Genomic DNA, 19,224 nt, shown 5'->3' on the forward strand with positions numbered 1-19,224 from the left:
CCCCCCCCCCCCCCCCCCCCCCCCCCCCCCCCCCCCCCCCCCCCCCCCCCCCCTTTTTCAAGCAGAAGACGGCATACGCGATCAACGTCAGCGTCTCGTGGGCTCGGAGATGTGTATAAGAGACAGGTGCCAGATGGGCGATTTTATGCTCAGCGCCATGCGCACAGCCTGCAGCCCAGCGCCCAGGCGATCCTAGGCGAACAGGCCCAGGGGGCCACACGCCTACTGAGCGGCATGCAGGCAAAACTGCAGGAACAGGAGCGGCAACAGCGCATCGCCATCCCACTACCACTGCGACCCACTGGGCACGCCAATGGCCCTGACGGACCAGACCGGCCAAGTGGCCTGGGCAGCAAAGCTGGACCCCTGGGGCAATGTGCTGCAGGAGTACAACCCGCAAGGCATCCACTAGGCGATGCGGCTGCCGGGACAGGCTCAAGACGCCGCCGCTGCTCGTTTAAATAGAACAAGGTATTGATTATGGTAGATTATTCCCTTATCAAAAATATTGCTTTTGGCATAAAAAAATATGTAGAAAAACAGGAGATTCTACATCTTTCTTTCATCAGAGCCCATAGTGATCTTGTGAAGCTATCAAACATAGAATTTCTTCCTCGCAGCGGATTTGTTTTTGATGAAGAAATGAATAAATGGGAATTTAAAAAGCATGGGTGTGGTTATGAATTCTCTCATGAAGGTACGGTTATTGATATAAATGATTATTTCCTGTCGAATGGAGATTTTTTAGCGAAAATAGATTATTCTTCTATTTCGAATCGATTAAATTTAATTTCAAAAACCAAGATACAGGCGATGCGATTAAATCTGCCTTGATTTATTTGGAATCTACAGGGGAGATCGTGAAGGTGCTACCAACGGGGTATTATAAGTTCCTTTCATCTTAATGCTGTCATTAATTTAATTATTAATCTAGTTAATAAAGGAGATAAAATCTTATTGATTTTATAAAGTGCATAACACGCTCCAGGGCTACTCACAATCGGCGGGTAACAGGATAGGAAGATATTGAAATGCCTCGCTTGAAATATCCTGAAATGAGAATGGAATTGCTCGGATATTTGAGGAAACTCAAGGATTTGAAGTATCAAATGAAAGCCTGGGTGAATCAGGACTTTCCTGCAGACGTTCAATACGACCATCTTGATTGGGCCATACATTTCATTTTTGACGATACGGATCTTGGCAGTGATGCTCGTATGGCAATCGGTGAAATTCTTCTCGATGAGCAGGAGGCAGCACTGATGGGGCAATTGGTGGATGCCATCAATGCCGTCTTTGAGGCGTACGGCACGGACATGCCGGACGGCTTCTACATACAAGTTGCCGAATGGACGAGAGTGGTGACCTGTGCCGAAAGGGCGTTCGATTGTCTGGAGGAGAGCAACGCCGCTGGCTGCCCCGAGCCGCTGGATTGACACGGGCATGCCTGCCAGCCGACTGGCCGGGGCAAGGCCATGGCTGACCGTGATGTCCAGTCGGTGGTGAAGAGTACCGTAGCGTTGCCAGGTTCGTGGAACAACAAGATGTTTTCCACTGGTAGCCCGCCCCCAAACCTGCCGGACAATCCATGGAAACCAAGGCACCGTTCCATGACAACTTCAACCCCCCTTGCCGAACCCGAATTGAGAGCCTTCGCTGCGGCGGCGGCCGAGCAGCAGCGATGCGCGGACTGCGCGGTGCTGTGGAGGCCGGGCTGGGAGTCCTTGTCGGGAGCGGACAAGACTTCGCACCTGCAGCAGGTTGGTGCGCTGGGCACGCCGGAGACACGGGAAATGCTCGATGAATACCACCCACACGGCACGAACCAGTGGTCGCCGGATGCCCCCATCGCCCTGGGCTGGCACCCGTACAACCGCTGCACACTTTGGCATTGCCACCATTGCAACGCCGCCTTTCTGCGCTACACGGAATACGGCGGCTACTACCAGGACGATCGCATCCGGCCGCTGCTGGCGCATCTGATCGTCACGCCCGAGCAGGGCCGCGTCTGAGCGGCGCTGCTCGGCCGGCTCAGGTCCAGTCGAACGTGAACAGCACCGTGCGGCTTTCCGGCTCGTAGAACAGCAGGATGCTGTCCGCGCCCGTGGCGCACCAGTTGTAGCCGGCCACGTTGGCCACGTGGAAGAAGGGCTTGCCGTCGCGGGTGATGCGGATGCCGTCGTCTTCCAGTTCATCGCCCATGCCGGCGTTTTCCGCTTCGTCCAGCTGGAAGGCCGGGGGAATGGGCGGGTGGCTGGTCCAGTTGCCGTACCAGATGCCGCCGCCCAGGCTGTCCAGGTAGTCCTGCTCCATGGGCTCGCCCTTGCCGTAGCGCGAGTAGCTGGCCAGGCGGCCGTGCTCGGCGTAGTAGGCACTGGCCTTGGCGTGGCTGGCCAGCATTTCGTCGGTGTGCTCGCAGGCGAAGGCATCCTTGGTGAACTGGCCGCCATGCTGCGGCGCGCGCTGGAAGAAGCCTTCGTTGCCCAGGAAGCGATAGCGGTTGTCGGGCGTCAGCTCCAGCGCAAACCAGTTGGGGGCGGTGAAGGCGTTGTGGTGGGCTTCGGTCTCATCGCCGATGCAGCCCTCGAAGGGCTCGACGGGGCACAGCATGTGGACCACGGTGCCGGCCAGTTCGGGCCGCACCAGGCCCAGGTCGATGGAGATCAGCGGCAGCAGGTGCTCGGCCAGCCAGGGCTGGTCGGCCACGAAGATGTCGGCGGCGGCGGGAAAGGGGGTGAGGCCCGGCTTCAGTTCGCGGACTTCGGTTTGCTGGGTCAAGAGGAACTCCTGGGTGAGGGGATGGTGGTGCCGGGGGTGATCTCGAAGATGTCCTGGTCCGATGCGGCCGCGCTCTCGTGGTAGATGTCGTAGAGGTACTGCGCCAGTTCGGCGTGGGTGACATCGCAGGGAATGGCCAGCAGGGCGGGCGCGCGCTTGCCGTCGGCGCCGACGTTGAAGCAGCGCCACTGGGCCTGCGCGCGTTCGATGGCGATGATGCGGCCGAAGACATTGAACCGGTATTTTTCCAAGGGAGATCCTCCTGGCGATCCGGCATCGTAGCGGCTGTCGAGGGGCTCATGCGTGTTCTCCCTAGGTTCGTGCCGGCGTTTCGTCTATATATTTCAAACCTAAACTATTCAGGCTTAAAGTTCTTGGGCCTGGATTCTGAACCTGGGGCGTCCTGTGCCGTCGCCCTGCGAGAAAAGGGTTTGCGGTATGAAGATCGTCTGTATCGGTGGGGGTCCCGCCGGCCTGTACTTCGGCCTGCTGATGAAGCTGCAGGACCCCGCCAACGAGGTCACGGTGGTGGAGCGCAACCGGCCCTACGACACCTTTGGCTGGGGCGTGGTGTTCTCGGACGCCACCATGGACAACCTGCGCGAGGCCGATCCGGTGTCGGCCCGCACGATTGGTGACGCCTTCAACCACTGGGACGATATCGACATCCACTTCAAGGGCCGCAGCCTGCGCAGCAGCGGCCATGGCTTCATCGGCATAGGCCGCAAGAAGCTGCTCAACATCCTGCAGGCGCGCTGCGAGGACGTGGGCGTGAAGCTGGTGTTCGAGAACTTCGTGCAGGACGACCAGGCGATTGCGCGCGAGTACGACGCCGACCTGGTCATCGCCTCGGACGGCATCAACAGCCAGGTGCGCACGCGCTATGCCGATACCTTTCGGCCCGATATCGACCAGCGCCGCTGCCGCTTCGTGTGGCTGGGCACGACCAAGGTGTTCGATGCCTTCACCTTCGCCTTCGTGCAGACCGAGCACGGCTGGTTCCAGGCCCATGCCTACCGCTACGAAGACGGCATGTCCACCTTCATCGTGGAGACGCCCGAGGAGACCTGGCAGGCCGCCGGCATAGAGCAGATGAGCCAGGAAGAGGGCATTGCCTATTGCGAGAAGCTGTTCGCCCCCTGGCTGGACGGCCATGCCCTGGTCAGCAATGCCACGCACCTGCGCGGCTCGGCCATCTGGATCCGCTTTCCGCGCGTGATCTGCAATACCTGGGTGCACTGGAATGCGCTGGACACGCCGCGCGGCCCGCGCAGCGTGCCCGTGGTGCTGATGGGCGATGCGGCGCACACGGCGCATTTCTCGATTGGCTCGGGCACCAAGCTGGCGCTGGAGGATGCGATCGAGCTGGCACGCAGCCTGCGGTCTGCGGCGGGCATCGAGGCCGGCCTGCGCCACTACGAGGATGTGCGCAGCGTGGAGGTGCTCAAGATCCAGAACGCGGCGCGCAATTCCACGGAATGGTTCGAGAACGTGGAGCGCTATGCGGGCCTGGAGCCGGAGCAGTTCGCCTATTCGCTGCTGACGCGCTCGCAGCGCATCTCGCACGAGAACCTGCGCCTGCGCGATGCCGCCTGGCTGCAGGGCTTCGAGCGCTGGATTGCCGAGCATGCGGGCGAGACCGTGCCCGAAGGCCGCCGCCCGCCCATGCCCATGCTCACGCCCTACCAGGCGCGCGGCCTGCGGCTGAAGAACCGCATCGTGGTCTCGCCCATGGCCATGTATTCCTGCACCGACGGCGTGCCTAGCGACTTCCACCTGGTGCACCTGGGCGCGCGCGCCATGGGCGGCGCGGGCCTGGTGATGGTGGAGATGACCTGCACCTCGCCCGACGCGCGCATCACGCCCGGCTGCCCCGGGCTGTGGAACGACGAGCAGGCGCAGGCCTTTGGGCGCATTGTCGATTTCGTGCACGCGCAGGGCGGGGCGCACATTGGCGTGCAGCTGGGGCATGCGGGGCGCAAGGGATCCACCCAGCTGGGCTGGCAAAAGATCGACCATCCGCTGGAGCAGGGCAACTGGCCGCTGCTGTCGGCATCGGCCCTGCCCTATATCGAGGGCCTCTCGCAGGTGCCCGCCGCCATGACCCGCGCCGACATGGACCGCGTGCGCGAGGACTTCGTGGCCGCCACGCGGCGCGCCGCGGCAGCGGGCTTTGACTGGCTGGAGCTGCACTGCGCCCACGGCTATCTGTTGTCCAGCTTCATCTCGCCGCTGACCAACCAGCGCGATGACGAATATGGCGGCAGCCTGGACAACCGCCTGCGCTTTCCGCTGGAGGTGTTCGAGGCGGTGCGCGCAGCCTGGCCGCAGGACCGGCCCATGTCGGTGCGCATCTCGGCCCATGACTGGGTGGAAGGAGGCATCACGCCCGACGATGCGGTGGAGATCGCACGCCGCTTCAAGGCGGCGGGCGCCGACATGATCGATTGCTCCTCGGGTCAGGTCAGCCCCGACCAGAAGCCGGTGTACGGCCGCATGTACCAGACGCCGTTTGCCGACCGTGTTCGCAACGAGGCCGGCATACCGACCATTGCCGTGGGCGCCATCTTCGAGGCCGACCATGCCAACGCCATCATCGCCTCGGGCCGCGCCGACCTGTGCGCGCTGGCGCGTCCGCACCTGGCCGATGCGGCCTGGACGCTGCGCGAGGCTGCGCGCCTGGGCGCCCACGATGTGGATTGGCCGAACCAGTACCAGCCCGGCAAGCGCCAGTTGGAAACCAACTTCGAACGCGCCGCCGCCATGGCGCAGTTGGACCTCAAATGACTCCAAGTTCACAAGCCCTGGAAGGGCGCCATGCCCTGGTGACGGGCGGGGCGCGCGGCATAGGCCTGGCCTGCGCGCGGGCGCTGCTGGCGCGCGGCGCGCGGGTCACGCTGCTGGGACGCGATGGTGCGGCGCTGGAGGCTGCCGTGCGCGAGCTGGGCGGCACGGCACAGGCAGCACAGATGGTGCAGTCCGTGCAGGCGGATATTGCCGACGAGGCTTCGGTGCGCCAGGCCTTCGCGCAGGCCGAGGCGGCCTTCGGCCCCGTGCAGGTGCTGGTCAACAACGCGGGCCAGGCCAGCAGCCAGAAGTTCGAGCGCACCGATGCCGCACTGTGGCAGGCCATGCTGGCCGTCAATCTCACAGGAACCTTCCACTGCATGCAGGCCGCGCTGCCGGGCATGCTGGCTGCGCGCTGGGGCCGCATCATCAATGTGGCCAGCACGGCAGGGCTGATCGGCTATGCCTATGTCAGCGCCTATTGCGCGGCCAAGCATGGCGTGATCGGCCTCACGCGCTCGCTGGCGCTGGAGACGGCGGGCAAGGGCGTGACGGTGAATGCCGTCTGCCCCGGCTACACCGAGACCGACATCGTGCGCGGCGCCGTGGCCAACATCGTGGACAAGACCGGCATGACGGCGGATGAGGCCCGCGCCAGGCTGGCCGAACGCAACCCGCAGGGCCGCCTGGTCCAGCCCGAGGAAGTGGCCGAGACCGTGGCCTGGCTGGCCCTGCCGGCGTCCGCCTCGGTCAACGGCCAGTCCATTGCCGTCGACGGCGGCGAGGTGATGACCGGCTGAACCCGGTCCACTCCCGTTTTCTGAATTCTTGATGGAGACACCATGAGCACCCAGCCCGAAGAACACAGCATGAAGCACCACAAGCGACCCCTGGCCGGCTACGAGGCCAGGACCTTTGTGTGGCAGGTATCGGCCGACGGCAAGATCGGCACCATCACCCTGAACCGGCCCGAGCGCAAGAACCCGCTGACCTTCGGCTCCTACGCCGAGCTGCGCGACCTGTTCCGCGCCCTGGTCTATGCCACCGACATCAAGGCCGTGGTGGTCACGGGCGCGGGCGGCAATTTCTGCTCGGGCGGCGATGTGCACGAGATCATCGGCCCGCTCACCAAGATGAGCATGCCCGAGCTGCTGGACTTCACGCGCATGACGGGCGATCTGATCAAGGCCATGCGCGCCTGCCCGCAGCCCATTGTGGCGGCGGTGGACGGCATCTGCGCGGGCGCGGGCGCCATGGTGGCACTGGCGGCCGACATGCGCCTGGGCACGCCCGCCGCGCGCACGGCGTTTCTCTTCACCCGCGTGGGCCTGGCCGGTGCCGACATGGGCGCCTGCACGCTGCTGCCGCGCATGATCGGCCAGGGCCGCGCCTCCGAGCTGCTGTACACGGGCCGCGCCATGACGGCCGAGGAGGGCGCTGCCTGGGGCTTCTTCAATGCCCTGCATGGCGCCGAACAGATCGGCGAAGCCGCCCATGCGCTGGCCGCCCAGCTGGCCGCCGGCCCCACCTTTGCCCATGGCGTGACCAAGAAGCTGCTGCACCAGGAATGGAGCATGGGCGTGGACGAGGCCATCGAGGCCGAAGCCGAGGCCCAGGCCATCTGCATGCAGACGCGCGACTTCCACCGCGCCTACGAGGCCTTCGTGGCCAAGCAAAAGCCTGTCTTTGAAGGAAACTGAAAATGCGTGATTCCTCCTGGCTGGACTGGCCCTTCTTCGACGACGCCCACCGCACGCTGGCGCATGAGGCCGATGCTTGGTGCGCCCAATCCCTGGGCGACGTGGACCACCACGATGCCGATGCGGCCTGCCGCCAACTGGTGAAGGCCCTGGGCGAGGCCGGCTGGCTGCGCTATGCCGTGCCGTCCGGCCCCGGCGGCGCATGGGGCGGGGCCTTGCCCGAGGTGGACTCGCGCGCGGTCTGCATCCTGCGCGAGACCCTGGCCCGCCATGAAGGCCTGGCCGACTTCGCCTTTGCCATGCAGGGCCTGGGCAGCGGTGCGATATCGCTCATGGGGTCGGATGCGCTGCGCCAGCGCTACCTGCCGCGCGTGGCGCGCGGCGAGGCCATTGCGGCCTTTGCGCTGTCCGAGCCCGATGCCGGCTCCGACGTGGCCGCCATGGCCTGCGAGGCACGGCTCGAAGGCGACCACTACGTGCTCAACGGTGCCAAGACCTGGATCTCCAACGGCGGCATTGCCGACTTCTACTGCGTGTTCGCCCGCACGGGCGAGGCGCCGGGCGCGCGCGGCATCAGCGCCTTCGTGGTCGATGCGGACACGCCGGGCTTTTCGATCGGCGAGCGCATCGAACTGATCGCGCCGCACCCGCTGGCCACCATCCGCTTCGACAACTGCCGCATACCCGTGTCGCAGCGCCTGGGCGAGCCGGGGCAGGGCTTCAAGCTGGCCATGATGACGCTGGACATCTTCCGCGCCTCGGTGGCCGCCGCCGCACTGGGCTTTGCGCGCCGCGCGCTGGACGAAGGCCTGGCACGCGCCAAGTCGCGCCGCATGTTCGGCCAGACCCTGGGCGACCTGCAGCTGACCCAGGCCGCGCTGGGCGACATGGACACGGCCATCGACGCATCGGCCCTGCTGACCTACCGCGCCGCCTGGATGCGCGATGTGAAGAAGACGCGCACCACGCGCGAGGCGGCCATGGCCAAGATGACGGCCACCGAATCGGCCCAGGCCGTGATCGACCGCGCGCTGCAGATGTTCGGCGGGGCGGGCGTGGTCTCGGGCATGCCGGTGGAGACGCTGTACCGCGAGATCCGCGCGCTGCGCATCTACGAGGGCGCGACCGAGGTGCAGAAACTCATCATCGCGCGCGAGCTGCTCAAGGCCTGAGCGGCAGGCTGCCCATTCAACGCAAAGCCAGGGAACATCGCATGCAAGCCTCCGCCCACATCGATACTTTCGCCCGGGACAATCTGCCGCCACCCGACCAATGGCCCGAGTTCCTGCTCGACGGGCCGGACGTGGCCTATCCCGAACGCCTGAACTGCGCGGCCGAACTGGTCGATGCCATGGTGGTGCGCGGCCATGGCGGCCGCGTGGCCCTGCGCTGGAGGCAGGGCGCGGACCAGGCCGCCATGACCTATGCCGAACTGCAGGCGCTGACCAACCGCATCGCCCATGTGCTGGTGGAAGACCTGCAGCTGGTGCCCGGCAACCGGCTGCTGCTGCGCGGCCCCAACAACGCCATGATGGCCGCGTCCTGGCTGGCCGCCATCAAGGCCGGGCTGGTGACGGTGCCCACCATGCCGCTGCTGCGTGCCAAGGAGCTGCAGCAGATCATCGCCAAGGCCCAGGTGCAGGCCGTGCTGTGCGATGTGCGCCTCAAGGACGAGGTGCAGCTGTGCCTGCAGCCCGGCCATGAACACCATTGCCCGGACCTTTCGCGCGTGCTGTATTTCAACGACGGCGCAGCCGATGCGCTGGACGCCCTGGCCGCAGCCAAGCCCGACACCTTCGCCTGCTGCGATACGGCGGCAGACGATGTCTGCCTGATCGCCTTCACCAGCGGCACCACGGGCGCGCCCAAGGGCTGCATGCATTTCCACCGCGACGTGCTGGCCATGTGCGACCTGTTTCCGCGTCATGTGATCCGGCCGGGCCCGGACGACATCTTCTGCGGCACGCCGCCGCTGGCCTTCACCTTTGGCCTGGGCGGGCTGCTGTGCTTTCCGCTGCGCGTGGGCGCCAGCACCGTGCTGGCCGAAAAGCTCACCCCCGAAGGGCTGCTGCAGCTGGTGCAGGATTTCCGCGCCACCATCGTCTTCACCGCGCCCACCTTCTACCGGCAGATGGCGGCGCAGGCAGCGCGCTTCGACCTGTCGTCGCTCAGGAAAAGCGTGTCGGCCGGCGAGGCCCTGCCGGACGCCACGCGCCAGCTGTGGAAGCAGGCCACGGGCATCGAGATGATCGACGGCATCGGCGGCACCGAGCTCATCCACGTCTTCGTGTCCAGCCCGCCCGAGGAGGTGCGCGCAGGCGCCATCGGCAAGGTCGTGCCCGGCTACGTGGCCCAGGTGGTGGACGACGACATGGAGCCCGTGCCCGACGGCACGCCCGGCCGCCTGGCCATCAAGGGGCCGACCGGCTGCCGGTATCTTGCAGACGAGCGCCAGAAGCGCTTTGTGCAAAACGGCTGGAACCTGCCCGGCGACACCTTTGTGCGCGACGCCGACGGCTATCTGTTCTATCAGGCGCGCAATGACGACATGATCATCTCGGCCGGCTACAACATTGCCGGCCCCGAGGTGGAGGATGCGCTGCTGCGCCACGAGGCCGTGGCCGAATGCGGCGTGATCGGCGCGGCAGACGACGAGCGCGGCCAGGTGGTCAAGGCCTTTGTGGTGCTCAAGCCCGGCTTTGCGGCCGGCGACGACATGGCCGCCACGCTGCAGGCCTTCGTCAAGGCCAGCATTGCGCCCTACAAGTACCCGCGCGCCATTGTCTTCGTGCCGGCCCTGCCGCGCACCGAGACCGGCAAGCTGCAGCGATTCGTGCTGCGCAAGATGCCGTGAGCGCGCGCCATGGCCTCCGCCTTCGTCAGCCAGGTGCAGGTGCTGTTTCGCCATTGCGATCCGGCCGGCATCGTCTTTTACCCGCGCTATTTCGAGATGGTCAACGACCTGGTCGAGGAATGGTTCGACAGGGGAATGGGCCTGCCCTTTCACACCCTGCATGTACAGCGCCAGGTGGGCACGCCCACGGTGTCGGTGCAATGCGATTTCACGGCGCCCAGCCGCTGGCACGACACGCTGCGCCAGGTATTGGAGGTGCGCCGCATCGGCGGGGCATCGTTCCAGTTCGATGTGCGTTTCGAGGGGCCAGATGGCCAACGCCGGCTGTCTGCACGCATGACCATCGTCACCATGGATTTGCGCAGCATGAAGGCCACGCCACTGCCGGCCGATCTGCGCGAGCGCCTGCAGGCCTATCTGGTGCCGCAGGACGGTTTTACGGATTCAACGAGAACAGGATGAAGCAATGAAGACTCTGCAACCCCCGGACTGGCTGGCGCCCCGAGGCTATGCCAATGGCATCCTGACCGAGATGACGGTCGGCTCCCGGCTGGTGTTCGTCGGCGGCCAGATTGGCTGGAACGGCCAGCAGCAATTCGAGTCGGACGACTTTGCGGAACAGGTGCGGCAGGCGCTGGCCAATATCGTCGCCATCCTCGCCGAAGGCGGCGCCAGGCCCGAGCACATCGTGCGCATGACCTGGTATGTGACCGACAAGCAGGAATACGTGGCTGCCTATCCGGCCATTGGAAAGCACTACCGCGAACTGATCGGGCGGCATTTCCCGGCCATGACGGCGGTGGAGGTGGCGGATCTGGTGGAAGACCGGGCCAAGGTGGAGATCGAGGTCACGGCGGTGGTGCCTGCATGACGCTCATCCGCGCATGTGCGCCGCCGTGCGGGCGGGCCCATGCGCGGCAGGGACTCACTTGATTTCGAACAGGGTGCGGTCCTTGCCCAGGATCCAGTTCGGCGGCTTGCCGCGGCCGGTCCAGGTCTTGCCGGACTCGGGGTCCTGGTATTTGGCGGGAGCGCTCTTTTTGCCATCGGGCTTCCAGGGGAAGACCTGTTGCGCCGTGAAGCCGAACTCACGGACCAGCTCCTGCACTGATGCCAGGGCCGCTTTGGACTCCAGCTTGCGGGCATCGTCGATTTGCTGGTCGAGCAATTTTTTCTGGGCAATCAGCTCTTGGTATGTAGTCATCTTGATGGAAGAATTTCTAAGTGCGGCTATTTGTGTGAAAACTGCGCAGCAAGAGCCTGGACCCAGGACTCTTTGCAGAATGGTCAATTCTGGTGCATGTGCAGTGGGGATGAAGAACTCACCGTAAGTACAAATACTGATGATGTTGGCGCTCTATGGAGGGTAGGCGCTTCTTCTCATGCCCGGGCATATTCCAAGGCGATCCGCATTATATCCAGGGCAATCTGGATAACCGGCACTTTACAAAAGCTGTTGTGCCGTTGTTACATTTGCAGAGCACTGTGGTTGGCGCTTCCTCCTCTGGAGACGACGTGCTGTCATGGCTTTTTCAGGGGAGTGCGCAAGGTTGTCCGCGAAAGTTCCGCCCCGGTTATGGAAAACAATCAACATTTGCATTTTATCAATCAAATCATAAAAGTGATTTATAAAATATATTACATGTGATTTGATCGAGTTATTCAATGCATTGATTGATACCTGTGGTTTCATTTGAATAATCGATGTGCAGGATAGGTTTTTTTTATTGTCAAAGACCGCTTGTTCGAATGGTGAATGGCGGCACCTTCTGTCGATACAGGACAAGCGCATCGGCTGCCCGATTGCCGGAGCCATTGCAGCCTGCAGTTGTTTCAAGGGTGATTCTTGAATCGGATTTCGCGGTCCGGCCATGCGGCAGTCGGCGGGCGGCAGGCACCGAACGCTTGATTGGCGCGCTACCAACAGCCTGTTAGGATCGCCGCACTACAACGATCCACCACCTGGCAGACATGGCAAGAAGGCAGACCAGCGCCCACGACGGCAACGAGACCCGCGAGACCCTTCTCAAGCTGGCCGCCCGCACCTTCGGTGAGCAGGGCTACTCTGCCACCACCATGCGCAACATTGCCGAGCAGTCCGGGATCGAGGCCGCCAGCATCTACTATCACTTCGCCTCCAAGGAGGAACTGGTGGACGAGGTCATGGAGCAGGGCGGCAACCGCATCATCAGCCAGCAGCAGGAGCGCCTTGCCGCGCTGGGCGCCGACGCCACGGCCGAGCAGCGCTTTCGTGCAGCCGTGCTGGGCCAGATGGCGGGGCTGGTAAAGCATGGCGACTTCGCCCTGGCCCATGGCCGGCTGCTGGGCCAACTGCCCGACAAGGTGCGCGAGCGCCAGATCAAGCGCCGCGAGCGCCACCAGAAATTCTGGAGCGGCCTGCTGGAAGACCTGCGTGCCGAGGGCCGCCTGCGGGCCGACGCCGACATCCACCTGGCGCGCATCATGATCCTGGGCAGCATCAATTCCATACAGTCCTGGTTCAACCCCCGCAAGGGCTCGCTGGAGAAGGTGGCGGACCAGATCTGCGACATGTTCTTCCGGGGGGTGGGGCCGGCAGATAAATAGGCGCAAGGCTGAAAATCGCCAATCGGCCTGTCACATGCCGGTGACATATTTCCGCGCTGCTGTCCCGGCCCTGTGCAGAAAATGGCGGCGGGTTGTTAATGATATTCAACTGTCAATAGTAAGATCGCCGACTTATGCGTCTGCTTGTTTTGCGCCTGCTATTGCTGGCCGTGTTCTTCAACACGGCCATTGGCATGCCCCTGCACGGCGCAACGCATATCCGGCAGGCGGCGGCCGGGCCTGCACAGGCTTTTGTGGGCCTCAACGGCTGCGAAGAGGATGCGCTGGCCGGCCAGGCCGGCCAACGCGGCCAGGCTGGCGAAAAGGCTGAAGCCGCCGAAGCCGTCTGCGCATGGTGCATGGGCCATGCACCGCATGCGGCGGCCTGGTTGCCGCACTTCGGCCTGCCGCTGGCCGTGGCCGCGCCGCCCGAGAGGGTGCCGCCGCGCACCGTGGGCGGCGCCATCCCCTCGCAGAACCGCTGGGCCTTCGCATCGCGCGACCCGCCGCGCTGAACCCGCAAGCACTTTTCTCCTTCTCTGCCGCCAGCGCCCGTTGGTGCTGGCGGCATGTCCGTGTTTGCGCGCGCCGGCTGTGGATGCCGGCGGCATGCGCCTGTGCCCGTTTTCACCATGACTGCCTTCTTCTTCCCCGCGAAGCCGCTTCCCCGCCTTCGCCCGCTGCCGCTTGCCCTGAGCGCTGCCGCCTTCCTGTCCATGCCTGCGCTGGCCCAAGGCCAGGATCCGTCCTCCGGCCCTGGCCCCGGCCCCGCCGCCGCCTCCGCTTCCGCTTCCCCGCAGGAGCAGGCGCTGCTGCCTGCCGTGGAAGTCGTGGGCCGAACGGCCTCGGGCGCCTATCACACCGACGAGGCGGCCGGCGCCAAGACCGACCTGCCGCTGCGCGAGCTGCCGCAGTCGGTGCGCGTGATCACGCGCCAGGCCATGGACGACCTGGGCGCCACCAAACTTGACGACGTGCTGGACTACGTGGGCGGCGTCTCGCGCCAGAACAACTTTGGCGGGCTGTGGGACAACATCGTCATCCGCGGCCTGCCCGGCGACCAGAACGTGGGCATGGCCACCCTGTTCAACGGTTTTTCCTCGGGGCGCGGCTTCAATGCGCCGCGTGATCTGGCCGGCGTGGAGCGCATCGAGTTCCTCAAGGGCACGGCCGCTGCGCTCTACGGCAGCAGCGAGCCGGGCGGCACGCTGAACGTCGTCTCCAAGCGCCCGCTGTGGACGTCTTCGCATTCCGTGGAAGCCTATGCGGGCAGCTACGGCCTGCGGCGTGGCGCGCTGGACACCACGGGACCGGTGGGCGAGAACTTTGCCTACCGGCTCAACATCGCCGTGGAGGACCGCGACAGCTTCCGCGATTTCGTGGGCGCCAGCCGCCAGGTGATCGCACCGGCCTTCACCTGGAAGCTGGGGCGCGATACGGTGCTGGAGTACTCGGGCGAGCTGCTGCGCCACAAGACGCCGCTGGACCGCGGCGTGGTGGCCGTGGGCGACCGGCTGGGCGCCATCTCGCGCAGCCGCTTCCTGGGCGAGCCGGGCGACGGCGATGTGACGGTGGAAAACCGCACCCACCAGTTCATCCTCTCGCACGAGTGGAACGCGCAGTGGCGCAGCCGCCTGGGCCTGTCCTACCGCGAGACCTCGATCAACGGCTTTTCCACCGAGCCGCACGCGCTGCTGGCCAATGGCGACCTCACGCGCCAGCGGCGTTTCCGCGACTACCAGTCCGACGACATCGCCGTGCAGGCCGAGCTGCAGGGCACGGTGCGCACGGGCGCCATCGAGCACGAACTGCTGCTGGGCCTGGAGAGCTTTCGCTTCGAGATGGACACGCTGATGCTGCGCGCCAACCCGACGGCGGCCAATCCCTACGCCATCAACATCTACAACCCCATCTACGGCGGCGCGCGCCCCGTGCCCACGGCCAATACCGACACCTTCGAGCGCCAGCGCAACACGGCCTTCTACCTGCAGGACGCCATCAAGCTCTCGCCCCAATGGCGCGTGGTGGCCGGCCTGCGCATGGACCGCTACGACCAGTCGCTGCACAACCGCCGCACGGGGGCGACCACCCAGCAGGACCCCGCCTCGACCTCGCCGCGCCTGGGCCTGAGCTGGCTGCCGCTGCCGCAATGGACCTTCTATGCCAACGCGGGCCGCTCGTTCCGGCCCAACGTGGGCATCGATGTGGCTGGTGCGGGCTTCAGCCCAGAATCCGGCCGTTCCATGGAGCTGGGCGCCAAGTGGGAAAGCGCCGACCAGCGCATGGGTGCCACGGCCGCGCTGTTCGACATCCGCAAGCGCAATGTGCTGACGGCCGACCCGGGCAACGCCGGCTACTCGGTCTCGGCCGGCGAGATCCGCAGCCGGGGCCTGGAATTCGACTTCGCCGGCCAGGTCACGCAGCGCTGGCGCCTGAATGCGAGCCTGGTGCTCAACGATGTGGAGATCTCGCGCGACAACACGCTGGAGGTGGGCGGGCGCCTGCTCAACGTGCCCAAGGTCAATGGCAGCGTGCTGGCGGTCTACGAGAACGCCTTCTCCAACGGCCAGCGCTACGGCATCGGCGGCGGCGTCACCCACATGGGCAAGCGCCTGGGCCAGGCCCGCACGCAGGCCGAGGCCGATGCCGGCAAGGCCGCCTTCGAGCTGCCCAGCTACACCACGGCCAAGCTGGTTGCCTACTGGCGCATCAGCCCCAAGCTGCGCCTGATGCTGGACGTGGACAACCTCTTCGACAAGACCTACTACACCAGCTCGTACAGCCGGCTGTGGGTGACGCCGGGCACGGCCCGCACCGTCACCGTAGGCCTTCAAGCAAAGTTCTGAGCCCCGCCATGCATCCATCCCTTCCTGTATCTTCCAACCCCACTTCTGCCCCTACGCCCGTGCTCCAAGCGCTGGGCGCCGTGGTGGACTATGGCGAGCGCACCATCCTCCAGGGTCTGGACCTGGCCGTGCATGCGGGCGAGATCTATGCGCTGCTGGGCGCCAACGGCGCGGGCAAGACCACCACGCTGAGCCTGCTGCTGGGCTTTGTGCGGCCGCGCAGCGGACAGGTGCGCGTGCAGGGCGTGGACCCGGTGACGGCGCCTGCGCAGGCGCGTGCCCTGATTGCCTACATCCCCGAGAACGTGGCGCTGTACGAGCACCTGAGTGCGCGCGAGAACGTGGCCTACCTTCTGGAGCTGGCGGGCCAGCCGGCCGCGGCCTGTGCCATCGGCCAGGCGCTGTCTGCCGCAGGGCTGGACGCTGCCGCGCACGACCGGCGCGTCTCCGGCTTTTCCAAGGGCATGCGCCAGAAGGTGGCGATTGCGCTGGCGCTGGCGCGCAGGGTGCCGGCACTGCTGCTGGACGAACCTACCTCGGGCCTGGACCCGCAGGCCACGGCCGAGTTCAGCCGGCTGCTCATGCAGTTGCGCGGGCAGGGCGTGGCCATTCTCATGGTCACGCACGACCTGCTGGGCGCCGCCGATGTGGCCGACCGCATGGGCTTCATCGCAGGCGGGCGCCTGGTCGAGGAAGTGGCGGCCAGCGGCGAGGAGCGCTTCGACGTGCGCGCACTGCATCGCCACTACGCAGGGGTGGGCACGGACACGCGCACGGACACGGACACGCACATGCAAACGCACATTGAAGCCGACACGCAGGGAGCGGCGGCATGAGCGCGGCCTGGACCATTGCGCGCGAGGAATGGCGCCTGCTGCTGCGCGACCGCGTGGCCGTGCTGGGGATGGCGCTGTGGCTGCTGCTCAGCGCCGCTGCCGCCTTCACCGCCTGGGACCAGCGCAGCGCGGCCCAGGCCCAGCGCGAGCGCCACCAGTCCCAGGTGGACAGCGAGTTCGAAGCCCAGCCCGACCGCCATCCGCACCGCATGGTGCATTACGGCCATTTCGTGTTCCGCCCGCTCAATCCGCTGGCGGCCTTCGATGCGGGCATCGACGCCTACACCGGCCACACGCTGTTTCTGGAGGGCCACCGCCAGAACAGCGCCAACTTCGGCGATGTGCGCCAGTCCTCGCTGCTGCTGCGGTTCGGCCAGCTCACGCCGGCCTTTGTGCTGCAGGTGCTGGCGCCGCTGCTGCTGATCTTCATGGGCCATGCCTGCATTGCACGCGAGCGCGAGGCCGGCACCCTGCGCGTGCTGCTGGCCCAGGGCGTGGGCACGCGGCAGTTCGTGGCCGGCAAGCTGCTGGCGCAGGCGGGCGTGGCGGCCCTGGTGCTGCTGCCGGCCCTGCTGGCCCTGGCCTGGATGGCCGTCGCCACGCCGGTGCCCATCAGCCTGGTGGCCACGCTGGCGGCAGGCCATGTGCTGTGGCTGATGCTCTGGGCGGTGGGCATCGTCGCTGTGTCGGCCTTCATGCGGCGCGGACGCGATGCCTTGCTGGCCCTGCTGGCGGCCTGGGCCGTCGCCGTGGTGCTGCTGCCCCGTCTGGTGCCTGAGCTGGTGGGATCTGCCCTGGCGCTGCCCACGCGCTTGGAGACCGACATCGCCACCGCGCGCGAACTGGCGGCGCTGGGCGACAGCCACAATCCCGACGATCCCTATTTCGCCGCTTTCCGCGCCAGGGTGCTGGCGCAGTACGGTGTCTCGCGCGTCGAGGATCTGCCCGTCAACTACAAGGGCCTGGTCGGCATGGAAGGCGAGCGGCTGACCAGCGAACTCTTCAGGCGCCATGCCGAGGCCAGCTTCGATCTGCAGGCCGAGCAACTGCGCCGGGCTGACGCATTTGCCCTGATCAGCCCCGTGATCGCGCTGCGCCGCCTGTCCATGGCCGTGGCCGGGACCGACCTGCAAGGCTACCGGCGCTTTCTGGAGCAGGCCGAGCAGCATCGCTACCGCATGGTGCAGGCCCTCAACCGCCTGCAGGTGGACAAGCTCAGCTATGCGGGCGACCGATCGAGCCGCGACAACCGCATCGGCCACGAGCACTGGCGCGGCGTCTCCGATTTCCACCACGAGCCCGATCCACCGCTGGCGGCCCTGCGCCGCGCGGCGCCTGCCGCCTGCGTGCTGCTGGTATGGCTGGCTGTATTGACGGTGGCCTTGCTGCTGGCCACGCAACGGCTGGGGAGGGTGGCGCGATGAGCTGGCTCCTGCATGAATGGCGTCTTCTGACGCGCTCGCGCCTGGCGCTGTGCGCCCTGGCCTTGCTGTTGCTGCTGTCCACGCTGGCCGTGCTGTCTGGCCTGCGCGAGATCGCCGCGCAACGTCTGACCCTGGACCGCCTTGCGCAACTGCAGCAGCAGGACATGGCGGCCCAGGCAAGCCGGCATGCGCAGTCCGGCGATGCAGGCTCGGTGGCCTACTACGGCTTTCACGCCACCTGGGATGCGTCATCGTCCACGGCCTTTCTGGCCCTGGGCCTGCGCGATGCCGCGCCCTATGTGCTGCGCGTGCGCGCGCTGGCGCTGCAGGCACAGCTGCATGAAGGCGAAAGCTTCAACCCGGAGCTGGCGCTGGCGGGCCGCTTCGACTTCGCCTTTGTGCTGGTCTACCTGGTGCCGCTGTTCCTGATTGCGCTGCTCTACGACCTGGTCTCGGGCGAGCGCGAATCGGGCCGCCTGGGCATGCTGCAGGCCATGCCTGGCACCGGGCGGCGGCTGTGGCTGCGCCGTGCGGGACTGCGTTCCGTGCTGGTACTGGCCTGCGTGGCGCTGCCTGCCCTGGCAGGCGCACTGGCCGGCGGGGCAGCGGCGGGCGCCCTTGCCACGGTGCTGCTGTCCGCCACGGCCTATGTGGTTTTCTGGAGCGGCCTGTGCCTGGTGGTTGCCGCGATGGGCGGCAGCTCGGTCGCCAATGCCATGGCCCTCATGGGCTGCTGGGCCGTGCTGACCCTGGTGCTGCCCACGCTGGCCAATGCCGCGCTGTCGCGTGCCATCCCCGTGAGCCAGGGCGTGGAGCTGATGCTGGCCCAGCGCCAGACCGTGCATGGCGCCTGGGACCTGCCGCGCGAGCAGACCATGGAGCGCTTTTTCCGCAGCCACCCCGAATGGCGCGACACCGCGCCGCTGCCTGCAGGCTTTCACTGGAAGTGGTACTACGCCTTCCAGCAGCTCGGCGATGAAAGTGTCGCGCCCCAGTTCGCCGGCTACCGCGCCGGCCTGCAGGCACGCCAGGCCTGGACCGGGCGCCTGGGCTGGCTGCTGCCCGGCGTGGGCGTGCAGGCTGCGCTGCACCGCCAGGCCGGCACCGATTTGCTGGCGCAACTGGCCTATCAGGACGACATCGCCGCCTTTCACGCACGCCTGCGCGCCTTCCTCTATCCCTACCTGTTTGAGGACCGCACATTCGGTGCGCAGGATTTTGCAGTCCAGCCCGTCTTCACGGCCAGCCCGCGGCCTGCGCGGCAGGCCTGGGGGCAGACGGCAATGCTGTGGGTGGTGGCTGCGCTGGCCTTGCTGGCCGGCGGTGCTGCCGCAGGCCGCGTGCGGCCGGGCAGGCGCTGAGGCCAAGGGCGGGTGAAAAAAGAAACAGCCATGGTTCAGGCAGGGCCTGCAC

The 19,224-nt window shown here is 65.9% G+C and carries 21 protein-coding genes; 17 read left to right on the forward strand and 4 right to left on the reverse strand.

Translation table 11 applies throughout. The annotated features are described in order from the left end of the window. Nucleotides 1–313 precede the first annotated feature (313 nt). From JHD82_RS30505 to JHD82_RS22320, 4 genes are all read left to right on the forward strand, one after another. Entirely contained in the window at nt 314–412 is a 99-nt protein-coding gene (locus tag JHD82_RS30505; RefSeq protein WP_374191659.1) for an RHS domain-containing protein, read from the forward strand. 68 nt (nt 413–480) lie between these two features. Next, complete coding sequence (locus JHD82_RS22310; RefSeq protein ID WP_199138850.1) at nt 481–834, forward strand: hypothetical protein; 354 nt, start codon at nt 481–483, stop codon at nt 832–834. A gap of 197 nt (nt 835–1,031) precedes the next feature. Beyond that, nucleotides 1,032–1,436 carry a hypothetical protein gene (locus JHD82_RS22315; RefSeq protein WP_199138852.1) on the forward strand — a complete coding sequence of 135 codons (405 nt, stop codon included), beginning with the start codon at nt 1,032–1,034 and terminating at the stop codon, nt 1,434–1,436. 174 nt (nt 1,437–1,610) lie between these two features. Then, the gene (locus tag JHD82_RS22320; protein ID WP_199138854.1) at nt 1,611–2,012 is read left to right on the forward strand and encodes a hypothetical protein; all 402 of its coding nucleotides are present in this window, start codon (nt 1,611–1,613) and stop codon (nt 2,010–2,012) included. Nucleotides 2,013–2,031: 19 nt separating this feature from the next. Here JHD82_RS22320 and JHD82_RS22325 read toward each other — a convergent pair whose 3' ends face one another. Together JHD82_RS22325 and JHD82_RS22330 are read right to left on the reverse strand one after the other, a co-directional pair. Beyond that, nucleotides 2,032–2,778 carry an enolase gene (locus JHD82_RS22325; protein WP_199138856.1) on the reverse strand — a complete coding sequence of 249 codons (747 nt, stop codon included), beginning with the start codon at nt 2,776–2,778 and terminating at the stop codon, nt 2,032–2,034. Beyond that, nucleotides 2,775–3,029 (reverse strand): hypothetical protein, encoded by a 255-nt coding sequence (locus JHD82_RS22330; RefSeq protein WP_017407498.1) that lies wholly within the window; start codon nt 3,027–3,029, stop codon nt 2,775–2,777. The genes JHD82_RS22325 and JHD82_RS22330 overlap by 4 nt, the downstream gene beginning before the upstream one ends. A gap of 187 nt (nt 3,030–3,216) precedes the next feature. On the opposite strand from JHD82_RS22330, the gene JHD82_RS22335 reads away from it, so the two are divergent. The 7 genes from JHD82_RS22335 to JHD82_RS22365 are packed head-to-tail and all read left to right on the forward strand — an operon-like array spanning nt 3,217 to nt 10,990. Continuing rightward, entirely contained in the window at nt 3,217–5,565 is a 2,349-nt protein-coding gene (locus JHD82_RS22335) for a bifunctional salicylyl-CoA 5-hydroxylase/oxidoreductase (protein WP_199138858.1), read from the forward strand. Then, nucleotides 5,562–6,365, forward strand: coding sequence for an SDR family NAD(P)-dependent oxidoreductase (locus JHD82_RS22340; RefSeq protein ID WP_199138860.1), 804 nt, complete (start codon nt 5,562–5,564; stop codon nt 6,363–6,365). The genes JHD82_RS22335 and JHD82_RS22340 overlap by 4 nt, the downstream gene beginning before the upstream one ends. A gap of 42 nt (nt 6,366–6,407) precedes the next feature. Beyond that, nucleotides 6,408–7,265, forward strand: a complete 858-nt coding sequence (locus tag JHD82_RS22345) for an enoyl-CoA hydratase family protein (protein WP_199138863.1) — start codon at nt 6,408–6,410, stop codon at nt 7,263–7,265. 2 nt (nt 7,266–7,267) lie between these two features. Next, nucleotides 7,268–8,437 carry an acyl-CoA dehydrogenase family protein gene (locus JHD82_RS22350; protein WP_012206271.1) on the forward strand — a complete coding sequence of 390 codons (1,170 nt, stop codon included), beginning with the start codon at nt 7,268–7,270 and terminating at the stop codon, nt 8,435–8,437. Between the two features lie 41 nt (nt 8,438–8,478). After that, a complete protein-coding gene (locus JHD82_RS22355) occupies nt 8,479–10,119 on the forward strand; it encodes an AMP-binding protein (protein WP_199138865.1) in 1,641 nt (546 codons plus the stop codon). Between the two features lie 9 nt (nt 10,120–10,128). Next, nucleotides 10,129–10,581: a thioesterase family protein gene (locus JHD82_RS22360; protein ID WP_016450635.1), complete on the forward strand. Its 453-nt coding sequence runs from the start codon at nt 10,129–10,131 to the stop codon at nt 10,579–10,581. A gap of 4 nt (nt 10,582–10,585) precedes the next feature. Further along, nucleotides 10,586–10,990: a RidA family protein gene (locus tag JHD82_RS22365; RefSeq protein ID WP_012206268.1), complete on the forward strand. Its 405-nt coding sequence runs from the start codon at nt 10,586–10,588 to the stop codon at nt 10,988–10,990. Nucleotides 10,991–11,044: 54 nt separating this feature from the next. Here the strand turns inward: JHD82_RS22365 and JHD82_RS22370 are convergent, their stop codons facing one another. Together JHD82_RS22370 and JHD82_RS22375 are read right to left on the reverse strand one after the other, a co-directional pair. Then, the gene (locus JHD82_RS22370) at nt 11,045–11,323 is read right to left on the reverse strand and encodes an H-NS family nucleoid-associated regulatory protein (RefSeq protein ID WP_012206267.1); all 279 of its coding nucleotides are present in this window, start codon (nt 11,321–11,323) and stop codon (nt 11,045–11,047) included. 240 nt (nt 11,324–11,563) lie between these two features. Then, nucleotides 11,564–11,956, reverse strand: a complete 393-nt coding sequence (locus JHD82_RS22375) for a hypothetical protein (protein ID WP_199138867.1) — start codon at nt 11,954–11,956, stop codon at nt 11,564–11,566. A gap of 134 nt (nt 11,957–12,090) precedes the next feature. Between JHD82_RS22375 and JHD82_RS22380 the strand changes: the two genes are divergently transcribed. From JHD82_RS22380 to JHD82_RS22405, 6 genes are all read left to right on the forward strand, one after another. After that, nucleotides 12,091–12,705, forward strand: coding sequence for a TetR/AcrR family transcriptional regulator (locus JHD82_RS22380; protein WP_012206266.1), 615 nt, complete (start codon nt 12,091–12,093; stop codon nt 12,703–12,705). A gap of 134 nt (nt 12,706–12,839) precedes the next feature. Then, entirely contained in the window at nt 12,840–13,220 is a 381-nt protein-coding gene (locus JHD82_RS22385) for a DUF2946 family protein (RefSeq protein WP_199138869.1), read from the forward strand. 117 nt (nt 13,221–13,337) lie between these two features. Further along, a complete protein-coding gene (locus tag JHD82_RS22390) occupies nt 13,338–15,551 on the forward strand; it encodes a TonB-dependent siderophore receptor (RefSeq protein ID WP_199138871.1) in 2,214 nt (737 codons plus the stop codon). Between the two features lie 8 nt (nt 15,552–15,559). Further along, on the forward strand, nt 15,560–16,387 hold the full coding sequence (locus tag JHD82_RS22395; protein ID WP_199138873.1) for an ABC transporter ATP-binding protein: 828 nt from the start codon (nt 15,560–15,562) through the stop codon (nt 16,385–16,387). Next, the gene (locus JHD82_RS22400) at nt 16,384–17,811 is read left to right on the forward strand and encodes a DUF3526 domain-containing protein (protein WP_199138875.1); all 1,428 of its coding nucleotides are present in this window, start codon (nt 16,384–16,386) and stop codon (nt 17,809–17,811) included. The genes JHD82_RS22395 and JHD82_RS22400 overlap by 4 nt, the downstream gene beginning before the upstream one ends. After that, nucleotides 17,808–19,172, forward strand: a complete 1,365-nt coding sequence (locus tag JHD82_RS22405; protein WP_199138877.1) for a DUF3526 domain-containing protein — start codon at nt 17,808–17,810, stop codon at nt 19,170–19,172. The genes JHD82_RS22400 and JHD82_RS22405 overlap by 4 nt, the downstream gene beginning before the upstream one ends. Nucleotides 19,173–19,224: the final 52 nt, after the last annotated feature.

The organism is Delftia sp. ASV31, assembly GCF_016428765.1.
GTDB classification, from domain to species: domain Bacteria; phylum Pseudomonadota; class Gammaproteobacteria; order Burkholderiales; family Burkholderiaceae_C; genus Comamonas; species Comamonas acidovorans.

Excerpts from the sequence above, each read along its gene's own strand:
- JHD82_RS30505 (WP_374191659.1), top strand. The coding sequence starts at position 314 with ATGGCCCTGACGGACCAGACCGGCCAAGTGGCCTGGGCAGCAAAGCTG.
- JHD82_RS22310 (WP_199138850.1), top strand. The coding sequence starts at position 481 with ATGGTAGATTATTCCCTTATCAAAAATATTGCTTTTGGCATAAAAAAA.
- JHD82_RS22315 (WP_199138852.1), top strand. The coding sequence starts at position 1,032 with ATGCCTCGCTTGAAATATCCTGAAATGAGAATGGAATTGCTCGGATAT.
- JHD82_RS22320 (WP_199138854.1), top strand. The coding sequence starts at position 1,611 with ATGACAACTTCAACCCCCCTTGCCGAACCCGAATTGAGAGCCTTCGCT.
- JHD82_RS22335 (WP_199138858.1), top strand. The coding sequence starts at position 3,217 with ATGAAGATCGTCTGTATCGGTGGGGGTCCCGCCGGCCTGTACTTCGGC.
- JHD82_RS22340 (WP_199138860.1), top strand. The coding sequence starts at position 5,562 with ATGACTCCAAGTTCACAAGCCCTGGAAGGGCGCCATGCCCTGGTGACG.
- JHD82_RS22345 (WP_199138863.1), top strand. The coding sequence starts at position 6,408 with ATGAGCACCCAGCCCGAAGAACACAGCATGAAGCACCACAAGCGACCC.
- JHD82_RS22350 (WP_012206271.1), top strand. The coding sequence starts at position 7,268 with ATGCGTGATTCCTCCTGGCTGGACTGGCCCTTCTTCGACGACGCCCAC.
- JHD82_RS22355 (WP_199138865.1), top strand. The coding sequence starts at position 8,479 with ATGCAAGCCTCCGCCCACATCGATACTTTCGCCCGGGACAATCTGCCG.
- JHD82_RS22360 (WP_016450635.1), top strand. The coding sequence starts at position 10,129 with ATGGCCTCCGCCTTCGTCAGCCAGGTGCAGGTGCTGTTTCGCCATTGC.
- JHD82_RS22365 (WP_012206268.1), top strand. The coding sequence starts at position 10,586 with ATGAAGACTCTGCAACCCCCGGACTGGCTGGCGCCCCGAGGCTATGCC.
- JHD82_RS22370 (WP_012206267.1), bottom strand. The coding sequence starts at position 11,323 with ATGACTACATACCAAGAGCTGATTGCCCAGAAAAAATTGCTCGACCAG.
- JHD82_RS22380 (WP_012206266.1), top strand. The coding sequence starts at position 12,091 with ATGGCAAGAAGGCAGACCAGCGCCCACGACGGCAACGAGACCCGCGAG.
- JHD82_RS22385 (WP_199138869.1), top strand. The coding sequence starts at position 12,840 with ATGCGTCTGCTTGTTTTGCGCCTGCTATTGCTGGCCGTGTTCTTCAAC.
- JHD82_RS22390 (WP_199138871.1), top strand. The coding sequence starts at position 13,338 with ATGACTGCCTTCTTCTTCCCCGCGAAGCCGCTTCCCCGCCTTCGCCCG.
- JHD82_RS22395 (WP_199138873.1), top strand. The coding sequence starts at position 15,560 with ATGCATCCATCCCTTCCTGTATCTTCCAACCCCACTTCTGCCCCTACG.
- JHD82_RS22400 (WP_199138875.1), top strand. The coding sequence starts at position 16,384 with ATGAGCGCGGCCTGGACCATTGCGCGCGAGGAATGGCGCCTGCTGCTG.
- JHD82_RS22405 (WP_199138877.1), top strand. The coding sequence starts at position 17,808 with ATGAGCTGGCTCCTGCATGAATGGCGTCTTCTGACGCGCTCGCGCCTG.